The sequence below is a fragment of the Pseudarthrobacter sp. NPDC059871 genome (assembly GCF_042731175.1).
GTDB lineage: Bacteria > Actinomycetota > Actinomycetes > Actinomycetales > Micrococcaceae > Arthrobacter.
This window is the reverse complement of the sequence record NZ_JBHWJV010000003.1, coordinates 24,837-46,808: the sequence shown is the minus strand read 5'-3', so window position 1 is coordinate 46,808 and position 21,972 is coordinate 24,837. Positions and strand designations below refer to the sequence as shown.

At 67.8% G+C, this 21,972-nt stretch carries 27 protein-coding genes; 19 read left to right on the top strand and 8 right to left on the bottom strand.

Annotation, left to right across the window (positions count from 1 at the left end):
• The first annotated feature begins 18 nt into the window (after positions 1-18).
• Entirely contained in the window at positions 19-2,448 is a 2,430-nt protein-coding gene (locus ACFV4R_RS05310; RefSeq protein WP_377201596.1) for a beta-galactosidase, read from the top strand.
• Positions 2,449-2,547: 99 nt separating this feature from the next.
• Here the strand turns inward: ACFV4R_RS05310 and ACFV4R_RS05305 are convergent, their stop codons facing one another.
• Together ACFV4R_RS05305 and ACFV4R_RS05300 are read right to left on the bottom strand one after the other, a co-directional pair.
• Positions 2,548-3,045: an SRPBCC domain-containing protein gene (locus ACFV4R_RS05305; RefSeq protein ID WP_377201597.1), complete on the bottom strand. Its 498-nt coding sequence runs from the start codon at positions 3,043-3,045 to the stop codon at positions 2,548-2,550.
• A 12-nt stretch (positions 3,046-3,057) separates the two neighbouring features.
• On the bottom strand, positions 3,058-3,390 hold the full coding sequence (locus ACFV4R_RS05300; RefSeq protein ID WP_377201598.1) for an ArsR/SmtB family transcription factor: 333 nt from the start codon (positions 3,388-3,390) through the stop codon (positions 3,058-3,060).
• 58 nt (positions 3,391-3,448) lie between these two features.
• Here ACFV4R_RS05300 and ACFV4R_RS05295 point away from each other — a divergent pair, with 58 nt between their 5' ends.
• Positions 3,449-4,213, top strand: a complete 765-nt coding sequence (locus tag ACFV4R_RS05295; protein WP_377201599.1) for a Type 1 glutamine amidotransferase-like domain-containing protein — start codon at positions 3,449-3,451, stop codon at positions 4,211-4,213.
• Positions 4,214-4,267: 54 nt separating this feature from the next.
• Here the strand turns inward: ACFV4R_RS05295 and ACFV4R_RS05290 are convergent, their stop codons facing one another.
• A complete protein-coding gene (locus tag ACFV4R_RS05290; RefSeq protein ID WP_377201600.1) occupies positions 4,268-4,999 on the bottom strand; it encodes an ANTAR domain-containing protein in 732 nt (243 codons plus the stop codon).
• Between the two features lie 73 nt (positions 5,000-5,072).
• Between ACFV4R_RS05290 and ACFV4R_RS05285 the strand changes: the two genes are divergently transcribed.
• The 3 genes from ACFV4R_RS05285 (at position 5,073) to ACFV4R_RS05275 (ending at position 7,057) form a co-directional block, all read left to right on the top strand.
• Entirely contained in the window at positions 5,073-5,792 is a 720-nt protein-coding gene (locus ACFV4R_RS05285; RefSeq protein WP_377201601.1) for a GAF and ANTAR domain-containing protein, read from the top strand.
• Between the two features lie 7 nt (positions 5,793-5,799).
• Positions 5,800-6,162 (top strand): hypothetical protein, encoded by a 363-nt coding sequence (locus ACFV4R_RS05280; RefSeq protein ID WP_377201602.1) that lies wholly within the window; start codon positions 5,800-5,802, stop codon positions 6,160-6,162.
• 175 nt (positions 6,163-6,337) lie between these two features.
• The gene (locus ACFV4R_RS05275) at positions 6,338-7,057 is read left to right on the top strand and encodes a GAF and ANTAR domain-containing protein (protein WP_377201603.1); all 720 of its coding nucleotides are present in this window, start codon (positions 6,338-6,340) and stop codon (positions 7,055-7,057) included.
• Positions 7,058-7,213: 156 nt separating this feature from the next.
• Here the strand turns inward: ACFV4R_RS05275 and ACFV4R_RS05270 are convergent, their stop codons facing one another.
• On the bottom strand, positions 7,214-7,477 hold the full coding sequence (locus tag ACFV4R_RS05270) for a hypothetical protein (RefSeq protein ID WP_377201604.1): 264 nt from the start codon (positions 7,475-7,477) through the stop codon (positions 7,214-7,216).
• On the opposite strand from ACFV4R_RS05270, the gene ACFV4R_RS05265 reads away from it, so the two are divergent.
• From ACFV4R_RS05265 to ACFV4R_RS05210, 12 genes are all read left to right on the top strand, one after another.
• A complete protein-coding gene (locus tag ACFV4R_RS05265) occupies positions 7,461-7,655 on the top strand; it encodes a hypothetical protein (RefSeq protein WP_015938411.1) in 195 nt (64 codons plus the stop codon). The genes ACFV4R_RS05270 and ACFV4R_RS05265 overlap by 17 nt on opposite strands.
• A gap of 249 nt (positions 7,656-7,904) precedes the next feature.
• Entirely contained in the window at positions 7,905-8,660 is a 756-nt protein-coding gene (locus tag ACFV4R_RS05260; RefSeq protein WP_377201650.1) for a type II CAAX prenyl endopeptidase Rce1 family protein, read from the top strand.
• 130 nt (positions 8,661-8,790) lie between these two features.
• Positions 8,791-9,342: an Asp23/Gls24 family envelope stress response protein gene (locus ACFV4R_RS05255; protein WP_377201605.1), complete on the top strand. Its 552-nt coding sequence runs from the start codon at positions 8,791-8,793 to the stop codon at positions 9,340-9,342.
• Entirely contained in the window at positions 9,339-9,530 is a 192-nt protein-coding gene (locus tag ACFV4R_RS05250) for a DUF2273 domain-containing protein (RefSeq protein ID WP_015938414.1), read from the top strand. The genes ACFV4R_RS05255 and ACFV4R_RS05250 overlap by 4 nt, the downstream gene beginning before the upstream one ends.
• Complete coding sequence (locus ACFV4R_RS05245) at positions 9,527-9,832, top strand: hypothetical protein (RefSeq protein WP_377201606.1); 306 nt, start codon at positions 9,527-9,529, stop codon at positions 9,830-9,832. The genes ACFV4R_RS05250 and ACFV4R_RS05245 overlap by 4 nt, the downstream gene beginning before the upstream one ends.
• A gap of 96 nt (positions 9,833-9,928) precedes the next feature.
• The gene (locus tag ACFV4R_RS05240; RefSeq protein ID WP_377201607.1) at positions 9,929-10,510 is read left to right on the top strand and encodes a hypothetical protein; all 582 of its coding nucleotides are present in this window, start codon (positions 9,929-9,931) and stop codon (positions 10,508-10,510) included.
• On the top strand, positions 10,507-11,127 hold the full coding sequence (locus ACFV4R_RS05235) for a hypothetical protein (protein WP_377201608.1): 621 nt from the start codon (positions 10,507-10,509) through the stop codon (positions 11,125-11,127). The genes ACFV4R_RS05240 and ACFV4R_RS05235 overlap by 4 nt, the downstream gene beginning before the upstream one ends.
• Before the next feature lie 63 nt (positions 11,128-11,190).
• Positions 11,191-11,421 carry a CsbD family protein gene (locus ACFV4R_RS05230; protein WP_045731032.1) on the top strand — a complete coding sequence of 77 codons (231 nt, stop codon included), beginning with the start codon at positions 11,191-11,193 and terminating at the stop codon, positions 11,419-11,421.
• 132 nt (positions 11,422-11,553) lie between these two features.
• Complete coding sequence (locus ACFV4R_RS05225; RefSeq protein WP_377201609.1) at positions 11,554-12,141, top strand: RNA polymerase sigma factor; 588 nt, start codon at positions 11,554-11,556, stop codon at positions 12,139-12,141.
• Positions 12,138-12,719, top strand: a complete 582-nt coding sequence (locus ACFV4R_RS05220) for an anti-sigma factor family protein (protein ID WP_377201610.1) — start codon at positions 12,138-12,140, stop codon at positions 12,717-12,719. The genes ACFV4R_RS05225 and ACFV4R_RS05220 overlap by 4 nt, the downstream gene beginning before the upstream one ends.
• Positions 12,716-13,165: a hypothetical protein gene (locus ACFV4R_RS05215; protein ID WP_377201611.1), complete on the top strand. Its 450-nt coding sequence runs from the start codon at positions 12,716-12,718 to the stop codon at positions 13,163-13,165. Before ACFV4R_RS05220 ends, ACFV4R_RS05215 begins: the two co-directional genes overlap by 4 nt.
• 88 nt (positions 13,166-13,253) lie before the next feature.
• Positions 13,254-14,363, top strand: coding sequence for a LacI family DNA-binding transcriptional regulator (locus ACFV4R_RS05210; RefSeq protein WP_377201612.1), 1,110 nt, complete (start codon positions 13,254-13,256; stop codon positions 14,361-14,363).
• A gap of 9 nt (positions 14,364-14,372) precedes the next feature.
• On the opposite strand, the gene ACFV4R_RS05205 is transcribed toward ACFV4R_RS05210, so the two are convergent.
• Genes ACFV4R_RS05205 through ACFV4R_RS05190 form a run of 4 tightly spaced genes read right to left on the bottom strand, consistent with a single transcriptional unit; the run spans position 14,373 to position 19,120 of the window.
• Positions 14,373-15,767, bottom strand: coding sequence for a glycoside hydrolase family 32 protein (locus ACFV4R_RS05205; protein ID WP_377201651.1), 1,395 nt, complete (start codon positions 15,765-15,767; stop codon positions 14,373-14,375).
• Positions 15,768-15,819: 52 nt separating this feature from the next.
• Entirely contained in the window at positions 15,820-16,725 is a 906-nt protein-coding gene (locus tag ACFV4R_RS05200; RefSeq protein ID WP_045731038.1) for a carbohydrate ABC transporter permease, read from the bottom strand.
• A gap of 8 nt (positions 16,726-16,733) precedes the next feature.
• Positions 16,734-17,702, bottom strand: coding sequence for a carbohydrate ABC transporter permease (locus ACFV4R_RS05195; protein ID WP_377201613.1), 969 nt, complete (start codon positions 17,700-17,702; stop codon positions 16,734-16,736).
• Entirely contained in the window at positions 17,699-19,120 is a 1,422-nt protein-coding gene (locus tag ACFV4R_RS05190; RefSeq protein ID WP_377201614.1) for an extracellular solute-binding protein, read from the bottom strand. Before ACFV4R_RS05190 ends, ACFV4R_RS05195 begins: the two co-directional genes overlap by 4 nt.
• Before the next feature lie 155 nt (positions 19,121-19,275).
• On the opposite strand from ACFV4R_RS05190, the gene ACFV4R_RS05185 reads away from it, so the two are divergent.
• Complete coding sequence (locus ACFV4R_RS05185; RefSeq protein WP_377201615.1) at positions 19,276-21,372, top strand: penicillin acylase family protein; 2,097 nt, start codon at positions 19,276-19,278, stop codon at positions 21,370-21,372.
• Positions 21,369-21,959 carry a GNAT family N-acetyltransferase gene (locus ACFV4R_RS05180; protein WP_377201616.1) on the top strand — a complete coding sequence of 197 codons (591 nt, stop codon included), beginning with the start codon at positions 21,369-21,371 and terminating at the stop codon, positions 21,957-21,959. The genes ACFV4R_RS05185 and ACFV4R_RS05180 overlap by 4 nt, the downstream gene beginning before the upstream one ends.
• Positions 21,960-21,972 lie beyond the last annotated feature (13 nt).

Here is a 21,972-nt window from a genome sequence, read left to right as displayed (position 1 = left end):
TGTGGAATACTTCCTCCCATGCCATCACCCTCCAGCGGTTCCCCGTCCGTCCTGCGCGCCGCCCACACGCCGTGGGAAACTCCCCTCACGTTGCCGGCCATGAGCAACACCCTTGACCGGCACCACCGCTACCGCGTCACCAACCGCTACCTTGAGGCCGACGGGCAGCCTGTCCTTCCCGTGTCCGGCGAGCTGCACTACAGCAGGGTGCCGCGGGCACGGTGGGAGGAGCGGCTGCGGCTGATGAAGGCGGGCGGCATCACGGTGGTGGCCACCTACGCATTCTGGATCCACCATGAGCAGACCGAGGGCAAGGTGAGGTTCGACGGCGGCCTGGACGTGGGTGCGTTCGTCCGCCTGTGCGCGGAGATCGGCCTGGACGTGGTGCTGCGCATCGGTCCCTGGTGCCACGGCGAGGTCCGCAACGGCGGTTTCCCGGACTGGGTGCAGGAGGCGCCGGTGCAGCACCGCACCAACGATCCCGCCTACCTGGAACTGGTGAAGGGCTGGTTCGGGCGCCTCGGAGAAGAACTCCACCAACTGACGGGGCCGGACACCAACGTGATGGGCATCCAGCTGGAAAACGAGCTGTATGACCAGCCCGGCCACTTCGTGGAGCTCAAGAAACTGGCCAGGAACGCCGGCCTGACCGCACCCATCTGGACGGCCACGGCCTGGGGTGGCGCGGACCTGCCGGCCGGGGAGGTCCTCCCCCTGTTCGGTGGCTACGGCGACGGGTTCTGGGTGGATGCGGACGCCCCGTGGGATCCCACGTTCCGCGAGCACTACTTCTTCAGCCATGTGTGGGACGATCCGGGCATCGGCGCCGACATCCGCGAGTTCGTGGGTAACGGCGCCGAGGATACAGGCGATACGGGCGGCGGGACTGGCGCAGCGGCTCCTGCACCCCGGACACCCTCGGCCCTGTTCCCGCCGGCCACGTGCGAGCTGGCCGGTGGCATGGCCACGGCCTACCAGCGCCGCCCCTGGCCGCAGGGGCTGGACGTGGCCGCCGTGGCACACAACAAGATCGGCAACGGCTCGGCCTGGCAGGGCTACTACATGTTCGCCGGCGGAATGAACCCTGCCGACGGGCTCCAGGAATCCCAGGAAACCGGCTACCCGAACGACCTGCCCCGGTTCGACTACGACTTCCATGCCCCGATCGGCGCGTCCGGCCGGCTGGCCAGCAGCTTCGCCGCCCTCCGCAAGCAGCACGCTTTCCTGGCAGCCTTCGGCGACCGGCTGGCGCAGATGCCGTCATCCCTCCCCGAGGCCCTGCCGCACGGCATCGAGGACACCACCACCCTTCGCTGGGCGCTCCGGAGCGACGGCACCGCCGGCTTCGTGTTCATCACCTGGCACCAGCCACACCTTCCGCTGGCCACCTACCGCGACGCCCGCTTTGAGATAGCGCTCGACGCCGGCCCGGCCACCTTCCCGGGGCAGCCGGTGGACATCCCGGCGGGCACAGTGGCGCACTGGCCCGTGAACCTCGAGGTGGCCGGCGTGACCATCACTTGGGCAACCGCCTCCCCACTGACATTTCTGGAACCCTCAGCCGAGGACCCGGATTCGCTGCCCACCCTGGTGCTCGCGGCCGAGCCCGGAATCCCCGTGGAACTCTGCTTCGCCGCCGGAACGGAGGTCCATGGCGCTGGAGGATCGGACGCGGCGGGCTCCTACCGAATCCACGGCAGCGAACCCGTAGTGGCCACCGCCCGCTTCGGGGATGCCCGGCTGGACATCCTGGTCCTCCCGGCAGAGGTTGTGGACGCCGCCTGGGTCCTGGGCAGCCCCGTCCAGCGCGAACTGGTCCTTTCCGGCGATCCGGTGTGGCTTGATGGCAGCGGCAACCTGGCGGGCCGGTCCCGGGCCACCCCTGAAGTACTGCGCTACCGCCCGGGGGCACGCTCGTTCGAACCCGCAGCCACACTTTCCACGGTCCAGGAGGTCCCGTCAGTCCAGGCGGCCCCGGCCGTCCTGGCCGCAGGCAGCGTGGACGTGGCCGCGGAGCTGGTCAAGGCGGCCGGCCCTGTCCCCGCAACCTACGGTTCCTCCGCCAACCGGGCCGCGGCGCCGGACCCTGCGGTCATCTCTGAACTGGCCCAGGCACACCGGTTGCCCCTTCCCGGCCAGGCGCTGGCCGGGACGCACACCGAGCTGGAAATCCACTGGGCCGGGGACGTGGCCCGGCTGCTGGTGGACGGCGCGTTGGTGGCCGACAGGTTCTGGGACGGCTCATCGTGGGTCCTTAACGTGTCCGACGCCGGAATTGGGCCCGGCGCCGATGTCACCCTGGAGATCCTGCCGCTTTCCCCCGCCGCCAAGGTGGGGCTCCCCGCCGAGGCGCAGCGGCGGAGGGAAGCGGCGCAGGGCGACCTTGCCGCGCTGGATTCTGTCCGGCTGGTCGGGTGGAACCCCTGGCGGGAGGCCCCGGCGACGTAACCCGCACGGCAGCAGGCCAGTGCACACGGAAGCGGACGACGCCGGGAGGCCCCGGCGTCGTCCGCTTCCTTTTGTTTGCGGCGCAGTCAGCCCGCCGCGTCAGGCGTTGGCGTGCTCGGCGAGGATGCTGTCCATCTGGCCGACGGCCTCCTTGAGGCCTTCTTCCATGCCCATCTGCACCATCTGTTCCAGCTGCTCTTCGGACTCGAAGGCGGAAAGCATGGTCATCCGGGTGCGGTCCCCGAGCTGTTCCAGTGTCACCGTGGCGTGGCTGGTGCCGTGCTCACCGGTGGGCTTGCCGTCGCTGTCCGCGAAGCCGTCGTTGAATTCGAGCTGCTGCGGCGCCTGGATGCTGGTGAACTCCCACCAGCCGTGGAACTTTTCACCCTCGGGGCTGGTCATGTAATAACTGGCTTTGCCGCCGGGCACAAAGTCATGCTGGTAGAACGTTGCCGGGTACGTGGGCGGACCCCACCAGCGCTCCAGCTGCCGGGGGTCCTCGAAGAGTTGCCACACGCGTTCCGCGCCGGCCTCGAACTCGGCAACCAGGGTGAGGCTCAGGGCCTCGAAGTTCTTGTCCGTACTGATGACTGTCATGGCAATGCCTTCCTAACCTTCAGCGAGAATGTCGGCCATCCGGGCGGCGCGTTGCCGCCAGATGTGTTCGTATTCGTCGAGCAGCCGGCGGGCTTTCTGCAGGCCTTCATGATTACCCCGCACAATCTGCTCCCTTCCGCGCTTCTCCTTGGTCACCAGGGAGGCACGCTCCAACACCGCAACATGCTTTTGGACTGCGGCGAAGCTCATGGCGTACAGCGCTGCGAGACCGGAAACCGAGAACTCGCCAACTGTCACCCGGCGAACGATGTCGCGGCGGGTGGAATCGGCGAACGCCTGGAAGAGGCGGTCCAGTTCGGTCTCGCGGAGCTGATCTACAACCATTTGGTTGTACGATAGTCCGCCACTAACGGCGTGTCAATGGTTCTGTATCTTGAGGGGCATGAGCATTTTCCTGGTGGGTGCCGGGCCGGACGCAAAATCTTTCCCTGAAGTGTTTGACAGGTTTGCCGCCGAGGCGGAGCTGAGGGCAGGGCCGGGACGGCGGGCACGCATCGCCGTGGTGGTTCATGACAGCGGGGGCGCCCCGATGACCCGGCTGCCGGATTATGCCGGTCCGCTGCAGGAACGGATTGCCTGCGAGGTGGTTCCCGTCTTGCTCCACGACAGCAGCCCCGCAGATTCCGCGGAGTTCGCCGGTGTGGACGGAGTGGTGGTGGGCGGCGGCATGACTCCTGCCTACCTGCGCGGCGTCGGCAGTGCGTCCCACACGATTATGCAACTGGTGGGAGACGGCGTTCCCTACCTCGGCTTTTCCGCGGGTGCGATGGTGGCGCCGGGACGTGCGCTGATCGGCGGATACCGCGTCAACGGGATCGAGGTTTGCGGCGAGGAGTGTTCCGAGGGCCTGGCTGACCTGGAGTTCCGCCAGGGCCTGGGGATTGCCCCGTTTGCAGTGGACGTCCACGCTGCACAGGCCGGGACGTTGAGCCGGGCCGTGGGCGCCGTGGCGGCCGGGCTGGTGGACCACGCCGTGGCAATCGACGAGGGCACGGCCATCATCCTCGCCGGAGCGGGCGCCGGGGACTACACGGTGATCGGCGCGGGCACCTGCTGGGACATCCGGGGACGCGCTGACCGCGGGCGGGGCCTTGCCGGAGGGTCCGTGGTGGTCACCGCACGGACGGCGGAACCGGCGCGAAACTAACGACGACGGCGCGGGCCGCCCGCCGCCGTCGGACGTCCCTGCCGGGGTGGCCGCCTAGTCGAAGTGGGTCTGGATGGGCCCGCCGGAGAGCTGCGCGATCAGCTCCGTGGCCACATCGCGGAGCTTGCGGTTCCGGTTGCTGGACACCCTGGTGAGGATTTCCATGGCCTCGGCCTGCGAGCAGCGGTTCTGGGCCATGATGACGCCGCAGGCGAGGTTGATGGCTGTCCTGCTTTCCAGCGCCGCCTCAAGATCGTCCGCCCGGTTCTGGGCCGCGTTGAGCCGGACCGAAAGGTGGAAGGTGTTATGCGCCGAGGCCGCGAACCCCAGGGCTTTGGCGTAGACGTCCTCGGTAAACGCGCCCGGCCTGTCAGCGAAGAAGTTCAGTGCCGCGCTTGCGCCGTCGGCGATCCCGAGCGGGACGCCCAACGTACTGTGCACACCGGCTTCGAGCAGCGCCTTGCTGTACGCAGGCCAGCGCTGGTCCGCAGCGACATCTTCAACCAGCACCGGGGACATCTCGCGGATCGCCTCGATGCACGGCCCGTCGCCCAGAGCTTGCTCAAGCCGGTCCAGCTCCACGGCCCTCTCGCTGCTTCCGGCAGCGGTTGCGGGACGACGGCGGACCTTGAGGGTGACCGCACACTCGATCCGGCCGGTGGCGGCCTCGGAGACAGCGGCAGCGGCAATTCCGGACAGGCCGGAAAGAAACTCCACCACGCTTTCGGCGCCCGTGAGGATCTCTTGAAGTTCGTGGACAACGTTGTTGTCAGCCGGATTCGACATGTGCCAATCCTACTGGGACGCGCAATCTGCGGACGTCCTCACCGGCCAAATCGATTGGCATATGCTGGGAGCTATGGCCCACCCGCTTCCCCTTGACGAGCTCAGCATGCTCATTGCACGCATCCGCGGGCTGTTGCTGACGGAGGAGAAGGTGGTGGCTGCTGTCCACTCCCTGGCCCGGGCCGCAAAAGACTCCTTGCCGGGCACCATCGGTGCCGGTGTTTCCCTGCTGGACTCCCGCGGCACCCGCACCAGCAGCGGCTACACGGACAGCATTGTCCAGCAGGCCGATGCCGTTCAGTACCAGCTCGGGGAAGGTCCGTGCCTCACCGCCTGGGCCACCGAAAAGCCAGTGCTGGTCCGCGATGTCCACGGCGAGCACCGCTGGCCGGAATGGCGGCGGGCCGTGCAGCAACTGCCCGTCCGTTCAGTGGTCACCGCTCCCCTGATCGCCGGCAGGGAAGCCATCGGTTCGCTGAAGCTGTACTCCGCCGGCCCCCACACCTACGACGGCTCCAGCGGACGCCTTCTGGAGCTCTTCGCAGCTCCGGCCGCCACCCTCATCGCCCACATCCAGGCAAGCGAAGCTCCGCAGAAGCTCACCGAAGGGCTGCGCCAGTCGCTGTACAGCCGGGACGTGGTGAACCGCGCGTGCGGAGTCCTGATGGAGCGGCAGGGTGTTCCGCATGACGCTGCCCTGCGGCAACTCATCAAGGATGCCAGGGACCAGGGCGCCACCCTGCAGCAGGTGAGCGAGGCAGTCCTTTCCGGGCCACCGGCACCGCGAGGCTAGGAACGGCATGGGCTTCGATCCAAACGAACCTGAACAGCGCCGGCGCCTCCGCGCCGCGATGAAGGCGGCGGACATCCCGTTGCCTGAACTGTGGCTGAAATACTTCAGCCTGTCCGGCGATGCCGGCGAATACGAGGTGGAAGCCTACCTACAGGGGCTCCTGTCACTCCCGGCCATCCAGCGCGACCTGCTGGCGCTGGCCGCCAACGAACTGATCGACGATCTTCCGCGGCCCCGCGCGCCCTACTCCGACGACTTCGAGCCGGAAGCCGCCGGCCCCACGGACGCTGACACCGCGCAGGAGTCCGGCAGCGGTGGGGACGACCCCGGCAGCGGCCCCGACGGCATGGCCCAGGCCCCCGACGCCTAGGGTCTCCGCTCTCCCCCGGATACCGCAATACCCGGGGCAGGCGTAGTGTCGAAAGTAGGAGATTTTCAGGTTCATCACCGAGCCCAGGGGGTCGAATACCAGGGGCTGTCCACAATCGAGTGACAGCCGGCAGTTGCGGGTGCCGCCCGTGGCGCGATTCTGAATAGAGGCCTTCATGGCCCGGTACGACGCATTGACCACTGCCGATGAGTATCAGGACCTCCTCCTTAAGAGCCCCGGATTCACCGAATTCCTCCTGGGACTGGCCACCATCTCCGCCTCACAGCTTGGCGCCGGCAGCATAACGGTTGACTGCACCATCACCGTGGAGCGCGATGGCGCGCCCGCCACGGTTGCCAGCAGCAGCGAGAGGGGCCGCCTGCTGGATGAGACCCAGTACTCGTTCGACGCCGGGCCGTGCCTGAGTGCCCTGCGGCACCAGCGCGCCGTCCTGATCCACGACCTCGGCCACGACGAACGCTGGGGACACTACATGGAGGCCATCGCGGACGTGGGCATCCATTCGGTCCTGGCCTTCCCCATCCTTACCGATCCGTCGTCCCGGGCGGCGCTGAATTGCTACGCGGAGAGCCCTTTCGCCTTCGACGAGGCTGCCGTGAACCTGATTGAGGAGCAGGCCGCGTCCATGTCCCGGATCCTTCGCCTGGCATTGCGGCTGCACGGGCCGGAGGTGTTCCCGGACGGCCTGAGGGCGGAACTGAGGTCACGCGCCATGGTGGATGCGGCCCTCGCCTTGGTCATGATTCAAAACCGCAGTGGCCGGGAGGCCGCGATGGGACTCCTGCAGGCGGCCGCCAGTTCAACCAACCGGAAGCTCAGGGACGTAGCCGGAGACATCCTGGACACAGGAGGCCTCTCCGTCCACACCGACTGACCGGTGTGATGAGTTTCACCTGCAATATTCGGCCATCTGGTTGGGCGGCCCCCGCCGTCCTGTGCACTATGGAAGGGCGGGGCTGGAGATTATCCGGCCCCCAACCCACCTGGTGAAGCGATGATGCGCACCGGTGCGCCCCCGGCCGCCGACGCCTCAGAGCTCGATCAGGCCGTTTTCCCGGCCGCTGGCCGGGCCTGCCATTGAAAGTTCAAAACCGTGACTCCCATGCCCTTGGTTGGGCCCGGTGTGATTGGTCACACCGCGGCCAAACCGGTTGCCATCTCCGGCGACGGCATGCACCATGGAGAAACGGGAATGCGCTTTCCAACCTAGTTGCCTCACCGACGAGGACCCGGCCTGCTCAGCCAGGCCGCCCACCGCAAGAAATGGAAGTTGAATAATGACGTTCGATGCCACTCACTCCGTAACCCTGAAGATCTGGGACAAGGCAGCCCTCCACCACACCCTTGATGCTGCCATCAGCGATCTCTCCTCCCGCCACAACACCACCACCTGCCAGGTGGCCGTGACCTGCAGTGGCCCCAACACCTTCACGCTGAGCCTGCGCAACAGCGGCGCCCTGGCCACCGCCTAGGCAACCAGCACCGCACGGAAGCGGACGACGACGGGCCCCCCGTCGTCGTCCGCTTTCTTTTTGGCCGGCCTCCGGCAGCAGGCGTCCAACCGAGCAGGCGTCCAGTAGAGTCGTGGCAACACCCGCGACCCAAAGGTTTGGAAGATGCAGCCTGGCGGTAAATCCATGCGTATGCCCTCGTCGGATCCCGAAGCCGAGCAGGCTGGGCCGGCACCCGTCCGGGCCAGGCTGGCCGTTGTTCCGGCGGCGATGCTGTCGGCCGCAGGATTCCTCCTTTTCGCCCGCGAAGACCGGATCACCGGGTTCATCCTCCTGGCGGCCGCCCTCGCCCTGGCGGGATTCCTGAGCCGGAAGCTGCTGACCGATCTGTCCCTGATCGCCGTGGGACTGACCGCCATGAGCCTGGTACCCATCACCACCGACATCAGCACTGAGCACATGGCCGTCATGGGGACCGCCATGGTTGTGGCGGTGGGCATCCCATACGCCGTGTCGCGATTCATCACCAGGGACCACGCCATCCGGTTCCCCATCCGGACCGGGAAGCCGTGGACGCGGGCGGAAAAGTGGTACCTGCCGGCTGTCCTGGTGATTGGCTACGCCCTGACGCCCGTGTACATGATCCGGACCGGCGTTTACGAGAACTGGCCCGCGGTCAGTGACGCGGACGGCATTGCCCGGCTTTTCCTGGGCACCAACGTCCTGGGCATCTGGGACGAGCTGTTCTTCATCTGCACTACCTTCACGCTGCTCCGCAGGCACCTTCCGGACTGGCAGGCCAACCTGCTCCAGGCCGTGCTGTTCACCTCGTTCCTGTGGGAACTCGGCTTCCACGCCTGGGCGCCGTTCTTCATATTCCCGTTCGCCCTGCTGCAGGCACGGCTGTTCACGGTAACCAAATCGCTGTCCTACATTGTCAGCGTCCACTTGCTGTTCGACTTCGTGCTGTTCCTGGTCCTGATCCACGCTCACAACCGCGAATGGATCAACATTTTCCTGTACTGACCACCCCTGCCTGAGAAGTGATGCACGTCACACCAAAAAGACCGTGACGATCTCCTGCCGTGTTGCGTCTTACCTGTAACGGCGCAAACCCGCGCCTGCAACAGGACGCCAACCGAGCAGGAGTGACGTAATGACCACGCAGACAAACGCCAGCACGCAGCAGCCCGGCAACGCAGCGCAGAACAACGCAGCGCAGAACAACGCAGCGCAGGCCACCCCCGCACCGGGTAACACCTCGCAGAAGAAGCCGGCAGCTACCCACTCCCTGGGCACGGCCGAAGGCCACGACGGCCGCGGCCGCACCACCGTCGCCGACGGCGTGGTGGCAAAGATCGCCGGCATCGCCATCCAGGAGATCGACGGCGTCCACGCCCTGGGCGGCGGCGCTGCCCGGGCCATCGGAAACCTCCGCGAGCGGGTAGGCCAGAAGGACCTCACCCAGGGCGTGAGCGTTGAGGTGGGCCAGACCCAGGTGGCCGTGGACGTGACCCTGGTAGTCGAATACCCCCACCCCCTCCAGCAGGTGGCGGACAACGCCCGCGACGCCGTTTACTCCGCGGTGGAGGACCTGGTGGGCATGGAGGTCACCGAAGTGAACATCACCATCACTGACATCCACGTCCCGTCCGAGGACAATGACGGCGAGGCTGAAGACGCCGGCCACGAACCGAGGGTGGCATGACCCCGGTCATCGGCGGCGCGGCAGCAGGGGCAGTCCTGGCAGTAGTGGCGCTGGCTTTCGGATTCTGGGGCTTCATCCTGACCCTGCTCTTCATGGGCATCGGTGCGGTACTGGGCCGCGCCGCCGAGGGCCGCCTGGACCTGGCGGCGGTGTTCGACGCCCTGCGCGGCCGCCGCACGTCGTCGTGAACCGCCAGGGCCATACCCGCATCGCCCCGGCCGCCCTCCGGAAAACCGTGGAAGCCGTGACGTGCCAGGCGTTCGGCGTTCCCCAAGCGGACGTTTCCGCGTCACTGCGGGACGATACAGGGAAGCTGGGGGTGGACCTCCTGGTCCGCCTGCCGGCACCAACCCTGCTGGCGCCAGCCCCGGAGGGCCGGCCACCCCTGTTTGAGCAGGCGGAGATTGCCCGGCTGAAGATTTCCTTCATAGGGCGCCAGGTCACCGGCATGGAGCTCGGCAAGATCAACATCAGGCTCGGGGCTGCATGAGCAGCCTTCCCGCGGCGGCACACAGGCTGCCCGCGGCCAGGGCGGCAGCACCAACGATTATCAGCAGCACACCCAGCAACCCACCAGGAGGTCACCGTGGGCACGGCCCGAACCCTTAGCAGGATTGTCCGGCGGGAAACGCACTCATCGCGCGCCGGGCTCTCCGCCGCCACCGCGGTACTCCTCCTGGCCGTCTTCCTGTGGCTGGGCACCGAAAGCGTGCTTGCCCTGCTGGGCCAGGACGTTCTGGTAGCCAGCCCCGGCAGGCTTGCCGATGCTGCGGCCACCGCGCCGCAAACCACGCAATCTGGCGAACTGACCGCGGCCGGGGTTGCCGCCGCCGTCCTGGGCCTCACGTTGCTGGTAGCGGCCCTTAAGGGCGGCCGGAAAGGACGCCGGGCCATGCAGGCCGAACGGGCCGCGGTGGTTGTCGATGACCAGGTCATTGCGGCAGCCGTCTCGCGGCAGGTGCAGCTGACCGCCAAACTCGCCCCCGAACAGGTTGCCACCACCATCAGCCGGGCCCGCGCCCAGGTAGCCATCCGGCCGACGTCGGGCGCTCCCCTGGACCGCGAAGCCGTCACCCGGGCTGCGGCAGCGGAGATCGATTCCTGCCGCCTGGGACGGAAACTCAGCACCGATATCCGCATCGCCACCGAAGGAGCACTGGGACGATGAACCACACCAACCGCGCCCTGAACCGCTTCTTCCTGGCCGCCACTGGACTGGTCCTGCTGGCCGCCGGCACCCTCACCGCGGGTGCGGGCATGGACGCCGGCGTCCGGGACCGCTGGAGTTCCGTCAGCACCAGCCTATTGGGGGGCTGGCGGAACCTGCGGGACACCGCACCCCTGCAGGAACCCCTGGGCAGCTGGTGGGCACTGGCCGTGCCCGCCGTGCTGCTCCTCGGCGCCGCGGTCAGCATCATGTGGCTGACCCGGCAGGGCGGCGGGCGGACCAGCGAGGCAGCCCGGCAGCGGGACCCCGAGCTCGGGGACACCGCCGTCGACATTTCCTACCTCGAATCCGCCGTGGAGGCCGCGCTGGAAGGCAACCGGGCCGTCGTCGGCAGCTCCGTGTCGGCCTGGCGCGGACGCGGCCGGCGCCGCACCACAACCCAAGGACTGCGCATCACCCTGCAGGCACGGCGCGGAGCGTCTCCGCGTGAGGTGGCCGACCTCGCCGAGGCACTGGTCACCGGCATGGAAGCCCTGCTGGGCCATCGCACCACCGTTCTGGTCCGAATAGCAGGTGGAACCAGGACCCGGCTGGCGGGTGCACACCGCACCACCTAGCCAAGGCTGCTGTGTTTCGGACACACAGGAGCGCAACAGGAACACCGAGAGAAGGGCATCATCATGGGACTCGACGACAAGATCAACAACGCCGCCACCAACCACGCGGGCGCCGCCAAGGAAGGCGTAGGCAAGCTCACGGGCAACGAACGGCTCGAGCGCGAAGGCCAGCACGACCAGGCCCAGGCGAAAGTCCAGGAAGCCGGCGAGAAAGTCAAGGACGCTGCCAAGGACATTGGCCACAACCTCAAGGAAGCTGCGGAAAAGGTCAAGGAAAGCTTCCGCAAGGAGTAGCCAGCCCCCGGGCGGCAGGCGCGTTGCAGCCAACCATCGCGCAACGCGCCCTGCCGTCAGTCCGTCCGTCCGGCGCGCACCTCTTTCATGCCTGAGCAGGCAGGCGTGCGCCGATCATGAAAGCAGAGTCAGGTGACAGGAACACCCTTGGTGCGGGACCAGTTGGACCTGGTCCCCGATGCCATCCTGGCCGGCAGGGCAGCCGACGGCGATACAGCGGCTTTCGAGGCCCTCGCCCGCCGGTACGGGCCGCACATGCGGGCATGTGCCCGCCGGCTGACCGGCTCGTACGCCGATGCCGACGATGTGGTCCAGGAAGCGCTGGTCCAGGCCTGGAAGCAGCTTGAATCGTTGCGGGAACCCGCTGCGGTGAAAGGTTGGCTGCTCCGGCTCACGGGCAGCAGGAGCATCGATTACCTGCGCCGGCGCAGGAACCACACCAGCCTGTCGGCGCTGGAAGAGGGCGGAGCAGTGCCGGAACCGGCAGCCGCCGGGCCCGGCCCCGAGTCGTCCGCCGTGGCTGCCTCTGGTACCGAGGCCCTGAAGGCCGCCTTGTCCCGGCTGCCCGAGGAACAGCGCCGTTGCTGGGTACTGAAAGAGTTCAACGGACAAAGCTATGAACAGATTGCGCAGACCCTGAACATCAGCCCAGCCAGTGTCCGGGGCCGCCTTGCCCGGGCCCGGATTGCACTGGTCCGCGAAATGGAAGGATGGCGATGAACATCCCCCACGACACGTTCGACTGCGGGCACACGCTCGAGGAGTTGAGCCTGTACCTGGATACCGGCGAATTCCCCGACCTCCGCCACCTCGAAACCTGCCCGGATTGCCGCAACGGCCTCGACTCGCTGCGCCGGCTCTCCACCGCCGGCAGCGAGTTGTTCAGCAACGACCTCGCCGAGGCCGGCAGCGGGAACGACGACTGGATGAAGAACATCCTGGCCAACCTCAAGCTCGAGCTCCGGCCGGGGCGTTCCATCCCGCTGCGGTCCGAGCACCCGGCGGACACCCTTACCGAAACGGAAGGCTCGGTCCTCGCCCTGGTCCGTTCCGTCACCGACCTTGCGCCCGGGGCCGTGGCAGGCAGGGTCCGGCTTGAGGGGGATGTCACCGTCCCGGGCGAAGCCATCACCGTCAACCTGGACCTTGCCGTCGCCTTCGGCAATCCTCTGCTGGGCAGCGCGGAAGCACTCCGGCAGGACCTCGGGGAAGCCCTGGCCCGGCACACCGAGCTCAACATCGCCGCCATCGACATCACCATCACGGACGTGATCGACACTCCCCGGGAGGAACCATGACAGTGCCGGCGCAGCCACCCGCCGCGAAGCGGGACGAATTTCCGGGCAGCGGGCAGGAAGTGGAACGCGAAAACGGGCAGGCAGGGACACGGGGCACCGCTGCGCCGGCTTCCCTGCGGGCCGCGGTCCTGGGCGTGGAGGGCGTCACTGACGTCTTTCCGTCCCGGCCCCTGTGGCAGCGGCTGCCCGCCGGAGCCCTGTCCCTGCTGCAGCAGGCAGCGGGCCAGCAGGGTGCCGGCCACCAGGGCGCCGGGGATCCCGACGACGGCCCGCTGGTTGAAGCCCGGGCGGACGGCAGTGCCACGGACGTGACAGTCCGCATCGGCGTGGGTGCCGACGCCCGGACTCCGGACGTGGTGCGGGCAGTAGCCGCGGTGGTCCGCGCCCACTTTGCTCCGGCTGAGGTTTCGGTGAAGGTCACCGTGGCGCGCATCTCCCCCGAGTAGCGGGAGCTGTGGACGTGCGGCGGCAGCGCATCCTCACACGCGTTAGGTAAACTGCAGCATCACTGTTGTTTGCCACCAGAGGATCACCATGAATCGCAAGGCCACCGCACTGGACGTCGCCAAGCTGGCCGGTGTTTCGCGGAGCGCTGTCTCCCTGGTCCTCAACGGACGCGGGGACGGCAACGTGGCGCTGGAAAGCCAGCAGCGGATCCGCGAAGCTGCGGCCACCCTGAGCTACACGCCCAACAAGATCGCCCTCAGCCTGCGGAACCGGCAGTCCCGGATCATCGGCATCGTCTCGGACCAGGTGGTCACCAGCCCGTTCGACGGCAACATCATCGCCGGAGCGGACGCTGTGGCCCGTGCACATGGTTTCGTCACCGTGGTGATGGACACCGAGCTGGACGGCTCCCGGGACGAGGGGGCGGTGGAAACCCTGCTGGACCGGCAGGTGGACGGACTGATGTACGTCACGGTGGGCCTGCGTCCGCTGCACGTGCCGGCGAACATGGAGCGGGTGCCGTCCATCCTGGCCAACTGTTTTGACGACCGGCCCGAAGCCGGCGTTGGAGCGGTGATCCCGGACGAGGTCCGCGGCGGGCGGGAAGCTGCCGAGCACGTCATGTCGCTGGGCCACCGGGACATCGCGTTCCTGGCCGGTGACTCGCTCACGCCCGCGGCGCCGCGCCGGATCGAGGGCTACCGGGACGCGTTCCTCCGGGCAGGGCTGCCCGTCAACGAAGCCAGGGTCCTGCAGGTGGGCTGGGACATCGACGCCGGATTCCACGGTGCCATGAAGCTCCTGGACGGTGCCGGGGCCGGCCGCCGCCCCACCGCCATCCTGTGCGCGAACGACCGCCTGGCCATCGGCGTGGTGCTGGCCTGCTACCGGCTGGGCCTGAGCGTCCCGCAGGACATCTCCGTCATGGGCTACGACGACGAATTCCGCGTAGCCAAGTCCATGGTGCCAGCACTGAGCACCATGGCCCTGCCGCTGCGCGAGATGGGCGCAGCCGCCATGACCGCGCTGCTGGGCGATGTCACGCAGCACCGGACGCACGCGGCCGCAGGCAATGAAACAGGCAGTGAAACAGGCAATGAAACAGACGGACCACCAGGCGGCAGCGGCACCGAAACGATGGTGCCCTGCCGCCTGGTGGTCCGCGAGTCCACCGGCCCGGTTCCTACGGAACGCTGAAACCCAACGCTAGGGCTGGCTCAGCTCCCACACGTCTGCCGAGGCGCCGGCCGGAAGCAGCAGCTGCCACTCCTCCCCCGCCGCCGGGTACGCGCGGACGGTGGTGGCCACAGCCCCGGTGCGGTACACCTCCACCAGCGAGGCGTCCACATAGATCCGCAGTTCCTCACCGTCGGCAAGGGGTCCGGTGAAGACGGTCTGTTGCCCGCCTTCGCCCACCAGCAGGAGTTCGACGGCGTCGTCCCCGGCGCCGGCATCCGGGGAGGTGCCGGCGCGGGTCACCACGGCTTCGGCGAACGCCGGCAGTTCCACGCGGCCTTCGGCCGAGCGGGCCACCGGGTCACCGCGGTAGGCCTCGATTTCCGGGGTCGGCGTGACAGCCAGCGTCCCATCCACCACGGAAAGCTCCCGCGGGAAAGTGAGCACTCCGGCCCAGCCTGCGGCGTCGATCTCGTCCTGGCTGCGGCCACGGCGCCCGTCGCGGCCGGGCCCCTCGTTGGCCCAGCCCCACAGCAGGGCGCGATCGCTGAGGGCAACAACCTGCGGGGCGTAGAAGTCCCTGCCCTGGTCTGAGGATCCGCCGTTGCGGGGCGTGAACACCGGCAGTCCCGTGGCGGGGTCCTCGGTGAGTGAACCGATCAGGTGGCCCACACCGTTGGCGTGCTCGTGGGCGTCGCCGGAGAGCCACAGGGAGAACATCATCAGCCACATATCTTGACCGGAGTTATCGGGTACTTGGACCAGCTGCGGGCACTCCCAGATTTCAGCAGGGGTGAATTGCGCTGCCACTGGGTTTTCCGTGGTGAGCCAGATGCCCTGGTACTTCCAGTCGGACAGGTCCTCCACCGTGTAGAGGAGCAGCGCAGCGTGACCGTTGGCCAGGCCGGCGCCCTGCATGGCGTACCGTTTGCCGTTGAAACGGAAAATGAAGGGGTCGCGCACTGCCGTGACGTCTCCGCCGTCGGGCATCCGGGCCGCAACGTGCCCTGTCTGGTCCCAGTCCACAAGGTCCTGCGAACCGCGGGCGATGACCACCTCGGAGTGCCCGCCGTCGCCGCGGACGCCCGAATACGCTGCGGTGGGGACACCGGCGTCGTCCGTCACCACGCCCGTCCAGCAGCCGTACTCGTCCGGCCCGCCCGGCTGGGGGCGCAGCGCTACGGGGTGTTCTTCCCAGCGCACCAGGTCCGCGGAGCTGACGTGCCCCCAGGCGATCCTGTGGTGCCGGGCCGAATCCGGGTTGTACTGGAAGAAGACGTGGTAGCGGCCGTTGATGTAGCTGATGCCGTTGGGATCGTTGATCCAGCCCTGGGCGGGGCGTGGGTGGAACCGCGGGAAGGCTGCATCGGGGTGGGCTGCGGCGACGTCGTCGAAGGAGATGGCGGCGAGGTCCGGGGTGGGCATGGTGGAGCCTTTCAGGGTGGAGGTTGTGTGCCGGTTTGTCATGTGCCGGTGCTTATTTGCCGGTGCCGGCGGTGAGGCCGGCCTGGAGTGCGCGCTGGCCGAACATGAAGACCACCAGCGCCGGGATCATGGACAGGACCACGCCTGCCAGGACCACCGAGATGCTGCCGGTGCCCAAGTTGCCCTGGAGCGAGACGAGGCCCAGCGGAAGTGTGAAGTTCTGTTCGGAGATGGTGAGGATAAGCGGCCGGAAAAACTCGTTCCAGTGGAAGTTGAACGCCAGGATCCCCACGATTGCCATGCCGGGCATGGCCAGCGGCGCGTAGACCGAGCGGAAGGTCCGCCAGGGTGAGGCACCGTCGATCGAGGCGGCCTCGGCCAGCTCCGTGGGCAGTCCCAGGAAGTACTGCCGCATCAGGAAGGTGCCGAACGCCGTCGGGATGGCCGGCAGGATCAGCGCCAGGAGGGTATCGGACAGGCCCATGCCGCGGATCAGCATGAACACGGGCACGATGGTTACCTGCACCGGCACCATCATGGTGGCCAGGACGATGGAGAACAGTGCGCCGCGGCCGCGGAACTTCAGGTGGGCGAAAGCGTAGCCGGCCAGCGCCGCGGACACCATCTGGCCTACGGCGATCAGGCCGGTGACCAGGGCGCTGTTGAGGACCAGGAGGAAGATGTTCAGCTGCTGGAACACCTGGCCGTAGGACGTGAAATCGGGGTTCCAGGGGATGAACGACGGCGGCAGCTTGAAGGATTCCGACGGCGAACGCAGCGAGGTGGACAGCGTCCACAGCACCGGTCCCAGGGTCAGGGCCGCGGCGATCAGCAGCAGGATCACGCGGAGGGCGGTGTTCCAGCTGAACCTGCGCCGGTTGGTGCGGACGGCGGGGAGTCCCGCGGAGAGCCGGGGCGTGGGCCCGGAGGCCAGGCCGTGCTCAGTGGTGGTGGTCATGGCTGGCCTTACTGGTAGAAGACGAATCGTTTGCTGAGCCGGAACTGCGCGGCCGTGATGGCCATGATGATCAGGGTGAGCAGTACGCCGATGGCGGATGCCTGGCCGAATTCGAGCCGCTGGAAGGCCGATTCGAAGATCACCATGACGGCGGTGCGGGTGGAGTCGCCCGGGCCGCCCCGGGTGAGGACGTACGGCTGGTCGAACACCTGGAGGGCGCTGATGATGGCCATCACGGACGCCACCAGAGTGGTGGGGCTGAGCAGCGGAAGCGTCACGTGCAGGTGCTTGCGCCAGCCGGTGGCGCCATCGATCGATGCGGCCTCGTAGGTCTCCACCGGGATGGAAGCCAGGCCGCCGATGAACAGCAGGAACGAGAAGCCGAAGTTCTGCCAGACGTAGACCAGGATGACGACGGCGGCGGACCCGCCGGGGGTGGTCAGCCACGGGACCGCGGGGATGCCCACCAGGGACAGGAGCCAGTTGACCACGCCGAACTGTTCGTTGAAGAGGTACCGCATGAAGATGGATACCGATGCTGCCGAGAGGATCAGCGGGAAGAAGAAGGCGGAGCGGAAGAACACCCGCAGCCATGCCGGCATCTTTTCCTGCACCATGATGGCCAGGGCGAGGGCCAGCCCCAGCTGGAGGGATACGGCCACCACCACGAACACGATGGTGTTCACGAACGACACCCGGACGGTGGGGTCCTGCACCACTTCGGCGAAGTTGTTGAAGCCCACGAAGGACGGTGCCGAGATGATGTCCCAGCGGAAGAAGGCAAGGACCACGGACGCCACGATGGGGATCAGTGTGAACAGGCCCATGCCCAGGATGGTGGGGGCCAGGAAGACCCAGGCCAGCCAGCGCTGGCTGTGGCGGTTGCCGGGGGCGCCTTTCCTGCCCCGGGCAACCGCGGGCTTGTCCGGCCGGGCTGCCTGCCGCGGCCTTTCCCGCGGCGGGATGGTGGTGCTCATGGCTGCCTCCTCAAGGCAATTTCAAGGTCGCGCTGCATCGATGCAAGGGCCTGCTTGAGCTGCTGTTCGTCGCCGCTGACGGCGAGTGAGACGTTCTTCATCAGGGCCGTTTCGACGGCGGCCTGCTGGGGCGGCGCCGGGATGGGGCCGGTGGTGGGGAACCTGTCCAGGGTGTCGTAGAAGACCTTCCAGTGCGCGGGTCCCTTGCCGGCGTAGAGCTTCTCGTTGACCATGGAGCGGCGGGCCGGTGTGGTGGCCGGGTTGGGGAAGATCAGTTCCATGGCCTCGCGGCTGGAGCTGAACTTGATCCATTCCCAGGCGGCGTCCTTGTCCTTGGCGGTCTTCATCATGGCGTATCCGGCGGTGCCGAACTGGTGCCGCTGGGTCTTCCAGCGGGGGAAGAACTGGACGTCGAAGCCGTTTTCGGCCATGCCTGCCTCGTGCAGGCCCTGCACCCAGTAGCCGCCGGCCGGCGTGGTGCCGATCCGGTTGGAGGCGAACAGGCCCACCAGGGAGTTGCCGCCGCCTTCTTCGGGGCGGACACCGAGTCCGTCCTTGACCAGGCCGCGGAGGTAGTCGAAGGATTCGAAGACGCGGTCATCGTTGGCGTTGGGTTCCAGCCACTGGTAGCCGCCGGAACGGAGGCTGCGGGAGGGGTCGGTGGCGTAGAAGCCGTCCCAGAGCCAGTCTCCGCCGGTGGACCGGGTCTCCTTGAGGAAGCTGGTGTCGTTGGCGTAGAGCCATGGCACCACGCCGCCGAAGAGCCGGTTGGTCCAGTAGTACGGGGTGAAGTCCGAGGGGCGGGCCTTGCGCATGGCGGCGAGGTTGCTGCGGAAATCGAGATGCGTCCAGTCGTCCGCCGGGCGGTCCAGTCCAGCTTCCGCGAAGGCAGCGGTGTTGTAGTACATGTTGGCGGCGTTCCAGTCCATGGGGAGCTGGTAGAGGCTGCCCTTGTACATGAACGCTTCCACCAGGCTGGGGTGGACGTCGCTGAAGAACTCCCGCATGTCCGCGGCGTCGCGGCGGATGTATTCGTCCAGCGGGTGGGCCAGCTTCTCGGCGAAGAGCTGGGCTCCTTCGGTGGCCACGTACACCACGTCCGGCGGGGTGCCGGCGGCCACCATGGTGAGGATCTTCGTGAAGAAGTCCTTCCAGTCCACGGCCTGGATGGCCTGGACTTTCACCTTGATGTCCGGGTGGATGCGGCTGAAGGCGTCGATGGCACGCTGGCGGGCGGCGGCGTCCGCTGCGGTGCCGAGGATGGCGATACTGAGGCTGTTGTCCCCGCGGCCGGGGATGTCCGTTCCGGAGAGCCGCGGCCACGACGCCACGGATGCTCCAATGATTCCAGCGCCCAGGGCACCCAAGGCGGTGCGGCGGGTGATCTGCCGCAGTTGCCCGTTGATGGCTCCGGTCATGTCTAATTCCTTCCTAACACGTGTTAGGAACTGTAGACCCGCCACCTAACACGTGTCAAGCGTCACAGAGCAGGCGCCTCCGAAGGTCATCATTTGGGCTGTCCCCACCGGGGCCGTACCCTTCTTAGGATTACCTAAGAAGAAGGATCCTCTCCGTGCCAGTGACCTACCGCGACCCGTGGGGCGTCCCGCATCTTCGCGCCGACTCCGCGGACGAGTTGGCCTTCCTGCAGGGCAGCAACGCCGCAGCCGACCGTTCCTGGCAGATCGAAATGGAGCGCTGGCGGTCCGAGGGCCGCACCGCCGAACACCTTGGCAGTGACGGCCTCCTGTGGGACAGGTTCGCCCGCCAGGCCCGCATCAATGACACTGCCCGCCGCTGCTTCGACAACCTGGACCGGGAAACGCAGCACTGGGTCACGGCCTATGTGGACGGTGTCAACGACGCCCTGTCCCGCGGACGCCGGCAGGCGCAGGAGTTCCGGGACACCGGCACTGAACCCGAATCGTGGGAGCCGTGGACCCCGCTGGGCGTTTTCCTGGTCCACCACATCCTGTTCAGCACCTTCCCGAACAAGCTCTGGCGCGACCATGTGGCCCACACGCTCGGACCGGACGCGGTTGGCCTGTTCAGCATCGAGGCGCCGGTATGGGCCGGCAGCAACGCCTGGGCAGTATCCGGGAGCCTGGCCGCCGGCGGCTCTCCCCTGCTGGCCGGCGACCCGCACCGGCTCATGGAGCTGCCGGGCGTCTACCAGCAGGTACGGCTTGCCTGCCCCGAGTTCGACGCCGTAGGGCTGGCCTTCCCCGGCGTCCCGGGGCTGCCGCACTTCGGCCACGCCGGCGCCGCAGCGTGGGCGGTCACCAACGCCATGGCGGACTATCAGGATCTTTACCGTGAGCAGTTGCGCCGGGACGGCGGGACCCTGCGCGCCCTCGGCCCTGACGGCTGGGAACCGGTGGTCGCGGACCACGAGGAGCAGATCCTGGTACGCGGCGGCGCCACAGAGATGGTCCAAATTGTCGAGACCGTGCGCGGGCCCGTCATCACCAGCGGGTACGACGGCGGCACGCTGAGCCTGCGGATGCCCTCGCGGGTAAGCGGACGGCTGGGTTTCGAGGCCCTCCTGCCGCTGCTGCGGAGCCGCTCCGCAGCAGATGTAGAGGCGGCATTCGGCGCCTGGGTGGAGCCGGTCAACTGTGTCCTGGCTGCCGATTCGGCCGGCGGCGTCCGGCAGTTCGTGGCCGGTGCAGTCCCCGAGCGGAACCATGACAACCGTGTACGTCCGGTGCCTGCCGGGTCCCGCGCGCATGAATGGACCGGCGGCCGGGTGGAGCTGCCGGCCTCGGACGTGGACACGCTTGCGGTCAACGCCAACGACCGCGCGTCCGGCGGGGGCCACCTGACCGGCCTGGAGTTTGCCCCTGCGCACAGGGCAGAGCGGATCCGCGAGCTGCTGGCGGAAGCAGGGAGCGGCCTTAACGCGGGCAGTATGCAGCGCATCCATATGGACAGCAGGCTCGGGTCCTGGCCCGCGCTGCGGGCGGTGTTGGAACGGTGCGGGACCGGTGCGCCCCTGTCGTCGGCAGCGGCGGACCTTCTGAGCAGCCTGCTCGGATGGGACGCTGACATGCGGGCGGACGGTGCCACTGCAGCTGCCTTTGCAGGCTGGCGCTCGGCGTTCGTCCGCGCCCTGGCCTCAGCTCCCCTGCTGGCTCCGCTGGCCAGGCCCGCCGGCCACTCTCCGCTGTTCGGCCCATGGCTGGACCCGGTGTCCAGGGTGGGTTTTGCCTTGGAGACCATTGTGGCGAAAGGGGACGCCGCAGGCCTGGACGTGGCAGCAGCGGCCACCGAGGCCCTCGAGGCGGCGGCAGCATCGCCGTCGTCCGCGGCCTGGGGCCAGACGCACGTTGTCCTGCCGCTGCACGCCTTGGCGGACCACCCGTCCGCCGGTGCGAAGGCACCGCGTGTCCCCATGACCCCGCTGTCAGGTGACACCGGCTGTGTGCTGTCCACCGAAAGCCTGCCGGGGGCCACCGATGCATCGTTCCGCGGACCGGTGGCCCGTTATGTGTGGGATCTCGGCGACCGGTCCCGGAGCAGGTGGGTGGTCCCGTTCGGGACATCAGGCCACCGGGGAGACGCGAACTTCCTCAGCCAGCTGCCGCTGTGGGCCGCAGGCGAACTGCTGCCGGTCATCACGGACTGGGACCAGCTGAGCAGGGAGAACGATGACCAAGGAGAACCATGATGGGCACTGACGCTGCAGGCCGCACCCGCGAGGCCGTCTACGAGGAGGAACTGGAGGGCCTGGGCATGCTCAGGTTGTTCCAGCTGTCGCCGGAGGACGACGCGGACCTGATCCACAGCTGGGTGAGTGAGGAGCGGGCCAGGTTCTGGGGCATGAACGGCTGGAGCCGGGACGAGGTCCGGGATGTCTACCGGTTCCTGGACAGCCTGGACACCCACCACGGCTACCTGATGGTGGTGGACGGTGAGCCTGCCGGCATTTTCCAGACCTACGAGCCGGAGCACGATCCCGTGGGAGAGGTGTACCCGGTACGGCCGGGAGACACCGGCATCCACCTGTTCCTTGCACCCGCCGCAGCGCCGGTGCCCAACTACACGCCGAGGCTGGTAGCGGGGCTGATGCGCTTTGCTTTGTCTGATCCGGCGAAGGACAGGGTGGTGGCAGAGCCGGATGCCCGGAACAGCAAGGCCATCAGGCGGCTGGCCGGCTTCGGTTTCGAACCCGGCGCCATCGTGCAGCTCGCCGAAAAAGAAGCACAGCTGATGTTCCTGGGCCGGGCCGCGTTCGAGGCACGGACCGGGCTGTAACGCCGGACGCGCT

What these genes read in the sequence shown, in the direction of transcription:
- ACFV4R_RS05280 (WP_377201602.1), top strand. Translation starts at nt 5,800, where the DNA reads ATGGGCTTCGATCCAAACGAACCTGAACAGCGCCGGCGCCTCCGCGCC.
- ACFV4R_RS05305 (WP_377201597.1), bottom strand. Translation starts at nt 3,045, where the DNA reads ATGACAGTCATCAGTACGGACAAGAACTTCGAGGCCCTGAGCCTCACC.
- ACFV4R_RS05300 (WP_377201598.1), bottom strand. Translation starts at nt 3,390, where the DNA reads ATGGTTGTAGATCAGCTCCGCGAGACCGAACTGGACCGCCTCTTCCAG.
- ACFV4R_RS05190 (WP_377201614.1), bottom strand. Translation starts at nt 19,120, where the DNA reads ATGACCGGAGCCATCAACGGGCAACTGCGGCAGATCACCCGCCGCACC.
- ACFV4R_RS05235 (WP_377201608.1), top strand. Translation starts at nt 10,507, where the DNA reads ATGAACCACACCAACCGCGCCCTGAACCGCTTCTTCCTGGCCGCCACT.
- ACFV4R_RS05255 (WP_377201605.1), top strand. Translation starts at nt 8,791, where the DNA reads ATGACCACGCAGACAAACGCCAGCACGCAGCAGCCCGGCAACGCAGCG.
- ACFV4R_RS05195 (WP_377201613.1), bottom strand. Translation starts at nt 17,702, where the DNA reads ATGAGCACCACCATCCCGCCGCGGGAAAGGCCGCGGCAGGCAGCCCGG.
- ACFV4R_RS05180 (WP_377201616.1), top strand. Translation starts at nt 21,369, where the DNA reads ATGATGGGCACTGACGCTGCAGGCCGCACCCGCGAGGCCGTCTACGAG.
- ACFV4R_RS05250 (WP_015938414.1), top strand. Translation starts at nt 9,339, where the DNA reads ATGACCCCGGTCATCGGCGGCGCGGCAGCAGGGGCAGTCCTGGCAGTA.
- ACFV4R_RS05260 (WP_377201650.1), top strand. Translation starts at nt 7,905, where the DNA reads ATGCTGTCGGCCGCAGGATTCCTCCTTTTCGCCCGCGAAGACCGGATC.
- ACFV4R_RS05220 (WP_377201610.1), top strand. Translation starts at nt 12,138, where the DNA reads ATGAACATCCCCCACGACACGTTCGACTGCGGGCACACGCTCGAGGAG.
- ACFV4R_RS05310 (WP_377201596.1), top strand. Translation starts at nt 19, where the DNA reads ATGCCATCACCCTCCAGCGGTTCCCCGTCCGTCCTGCGCGCCGCCCAC.
- ACFV4R_RS05290 (WP_377201600.1), bottom strand. Translation starts at nt 4,999, where the DNA reads ATGTCGAATCCGGCTGACAACAACGTTGTCCACGAACTTCAAGAGATC.
- ACFV4R_RS05275 (WP_377201603.1), top strand. Translation starts at nt 6,338, where the DNA reads ATGGCCCGGTACGACGCATTGACCACTGCCGATGAGTATCAGGACCTC.
- ACFV4R_RS05230 (WP_045731032.1), top strand. Translation starts at nt 11,191, where the DNA reads ATGGGACTCGACGACAAGATCAACAACGCCGCCACCAACCACGCGGGC.
- ACFV4R_RS05205 (WP_377201651.1), bottom strand. Translation starts at nt 15,767, where the DNA reads ATGCCCACCCCGGACCTCGCCGCCATCTCCTTCGACGACGTCGCCGCA.
- ACFV4R_RS05200 (WP_045731038.1), bottom strand. Translation starts at nt 16,725, where the DNA reads ATGACCACCACCACTGAGCACGGCCTGGCCTCCGGGCCCACGCCCCGG.
- ACFV4R_RS05265 (WP_015938411.1), top strand. Translation starts at nt 7,461, where the DNA reads ATGACGTTCGATGCCACTCACTCCGTAACCCTGAAGATCTGGGACAAG.
- ACFV4R_RS05295 (WP_377201599.1), top strand. Translation starts at nt 3,449, where the DNA reads ATGAGCATTTTCCTGGTGGGTGCCGGGCCGGACGCAAAATCTTTCCCT.
- ACFV4R_RS05285 (WP_377201601.1), top strand. Translation starts at nt 5,073, where the DNA reads ATGGCCCACCCGCTTCCCCTTGACGAGCTCAGCATGCTCATTGCACGC.
- ACFV4R_RS05215 (WP_377201611.1), top strand. Translation starts at nt 12,716, where the DNA reads ATGACAGTGCCGGCGCAGCCACCCGCCGCGAAGCGGGACGAATTTCCG.
- ACFV4R_RS05210 (WP_377201612.1), top strand. Translation starts at nt 13,254, where the DNA reads ATGAATCGCAAGGCCACCGCACTGGACGTCGCCAAGCTGGCCGGTGTT.